2 protein-coding genes and 2 rRNA genes are annotated in these 2,733 nt (G+C 62.8%); all 4 read left to right on the plus strand.

All coding sequences use genetic code 11. The features are described from left to right. Positions 1–1,176 (plus strand): 23S ribosomal RNA (locus tag VI078_12655); the annotation flags it as partial. A gap of 126 nt (positions 1,177–1,302) precedes the next feature. Continuing rightward, a 5S ribosomal RNA gene (rrf, locus tag VI078_12660) occupies positions 1,303–1,419 on the plus strand. 115 nt (positions 1,420–1,534) lie between these two features. Then, positions 1,535–2,287, plus strand: a complete 753-nt coding sequence (locus VI078_12665) for a YebC/PmpR family DNA-binding transcriptional regulator (GenBank protein ID HEY6000133.1) — start codon at positions 1,535–1,537, stop codon at positions 2,285–2,287. Then, positions 2,288–2,733, plus strand: a 446-nt coding sequence (gene ruvC, locus VI078_12670; GenBank protein ID HEY6000134.1) for a crossover junction endodeoxyribonuclease RuvC, incomplete at its 3' end; no start/stop codon positions are given.

Below are 2,733 nucleotides of genomic sequence, written 5' to 3' on the forward strand. Positions count from 1 at the left end.
TGCTCTCTGAGCTGGCCGCGGTCGCAGAGAAACGGCCCAAGCGACTGTTTACTAAAAACACAGGACTCTGCTAAGTCAAAAAAACGACGTATAGGGTCTGACGCCTGCCCGGTGCCGGAAGGTTAAAGGGAGAGGTTAGCCGCAAGGCGAAGCTTCGAGCTGAAGCCCCGGTAAACGGCGGCCGTAACTATAACGGTCCTAAGGTAGCGAAATTCCTTGTCGGGTAAGTTCCGACCTGCACGAATGGCGTAACGATTTGGGCGCTGTCTCAACGAGGGGCACTGCGAATCTGTAGTACCGGTGAAGATGCCGGTTTCCCGCAACTAGACGGAAAGACCCCGTGCACCTTTACTGCACTCTAGCCTTGAACTTGGGTGCGTTCTGCGCAGGATAGGTGGGAGGCTTTGATATCGGGCTCTCGGGCTCGGTGGAGCCAATGGTGAGATACCACCCTTGACGTTCTTAGGTTCTAACCTGCTCCCCTCATCGGGGAGAGGAACAGGGCTAGACGGGTAGTTTGACTGGGGCGGTCGCCTCCTAAAGAGTAACGGAGGCGCTCGAAGGTTCCCTCAGGCTGTTTGGAAATCAGCCGTCGAGTGCAAAGGCACAAGGGAGCTTGACTGCGAGACCTACAAGTCGAGCAGGTGCGAAAGCAGGACTTAGTGATCCGGTGGTTCTGAGTGGAAGGGCCATCGCTCAACGGATAAAAGGTACGCCGGGGATAACAGGCTGATCTGGTCCAAGAGTTCACATCGACGACCAGGTTTGGCACCTCGATGTCGGCTCATCGCATCCTGGAGCTGTAGCAGGTTCCAAGGGTTGGGCTGTTCGCCCATTAAAGCGGTACGTGAGCTGGGTTTAGAACGTCGCGAGACAGTTCGGTCCCTATCTGTTGTGGGCGCAGGAGACTTGAGAGGGCCTGTCCTTAGTACGAGAGGACCGGGATGGACGAACCTCTAGTGCACCAGTTGTCTCGCCAGAGGCATAGCTGGGTAGCTAAGTTCGGTTGGGATAAACGCTGAAAGCATCTAAGCGTGAAACCCGCCTCGAGATGATGTCTCCCGCAGGGTAACCTGCCTAAAGACCCCTGGTAGACCACCAGGTTGATAGGCCAGATGTGCAAGAGCTGTGAGGCTCTCAGCTAACTGGTACTAATCGGTCGTGAGGCTTGACCATGGTGTTTACACTGCCCGAAACCGTAGGCGGTGCGACAGCACCCCTTGCCGCTGCGACAGCGAAGGCTGCTCGCCGCGGAGCTTCGTAGAGGATGATCCTTCGGTGTCGATGGCTTGACAGCTTCATCCCGGTGACCATGGCGGAGGGGTCACACCCGTTCCCATTCCGAACACGGCCGTTAAGCCCTCCTGCGCCGATGGTACTGTCAGGGCGACCTGGTGGGAGAGTAGGACGTTGCCGGGATTTTTTCCTCATGCTCGACAGCCCCGGTCCTGTGGACCGGGGCTTTTTTTTGCGTTGCGCCCGGCGCCGTGCGCCGGTGTAGACTTCTTCGACCCACCGCTGCAGGAGAAGCCAGATGTCCGGACACTCCAAATGGCACACCATCAAGCACAAGAAGGGCGCGCTCGACGCGAAGCGCGGCAAGGTCTTCACGAAGCTGATTCGTGAGATGACGATCGCCGCGCGGATCGGCGGCGGCGATCCCGACTCCAACCCGCGCCTGCGGACCGTCCTCGACAAGGCGAAGGCGTCGAACATGCCCGCCGACAACATCACCCGCGCCATCAAGAAGGGCACGGGCGAGCTCGAGGGCACCTCCTACGAGGACCTCGTCCTCGAGGGCTACGGGCCCGGCGGCGTCGCGATCCTCGTCGAGGGCACGACCGACAACCGCAACCGCACCGTCTCCGAGATCCGCCACCTGTTCACGAAGCACGGCGGGAACCTCGGCGGCGCCGGAAGCGTCGCGTACATGTTCAAGCCGAAGGGCGTCATCGCGATCTCCAGCGGGAAGACCACCGAGGACAAGCTGATGGAGATCGCGCTCGACGCGGGCGCCGACGACATCGTCAGCGAGGCCGTCGGCTTCACCGTCTACACGACGCCGCACGCGTTCGAGGCCGTGCGCGAGGCGATCAAGAAGGCCGGGATCGAGCCCGACGAGGCCGAGATCAAGAAGCTCGCCGACAACAACGTCGTGCTCGAGGGCAGCAAGGCGCAGCAGCTGCTGAAGCTCGTCGAGGCGCTCGACGACCAGGACGACGTGTCGAACGTCTGGGACAACTCCGACATCTCCGAGGCGGAGATGGAGGCGGCGGCCGCCGGTTAGATGATCGTCCTCGGCGTCGACCCGGGGTCCCAGCGCACGGGCTACGGAGCCGTCGAGAGCGACGGCCGGCGACACCGTCTGATCGAAGCGGGCGTGCTCGCGCCCGGCGTCCGGCTCTCGCTCGCGGAGAAGCTGCGGCACATCCACGCGGGCATCGCCTCGCTGATCGCTCGCCTCGACCCCGACGCGCTGGCCGTCGAGGACGTCTTCCACGCGGCCAACACGCGCACCGCGCTCGTGCTCGGACACGTCCGCGGTGTGGTGCTCCTGGCGGGCGCGCAAGCCGGTCTGCCGGTCCACGAGTACCCGCCCGCCACCGTGAAGCACCAGGTCACGGGCTCGGGCCGGGCCGAGAAGAGCCAGGTCGCCTTCATGGTCACGCGCATGCTCGCGCTGCCGGCCGAGGCGCTGGCCGGAGACGCGACCGACGCGCTCGCCGTCGCGCT

It is taken from the genome of bacterium (genome assembly GCA_036524115.1).
In the GTDB taxonomy this organism is placed as follows: Bacteria; JAUVQV01; JAUVQV01; order JAUVQV01; family DATDCY01; genus DATDCY01.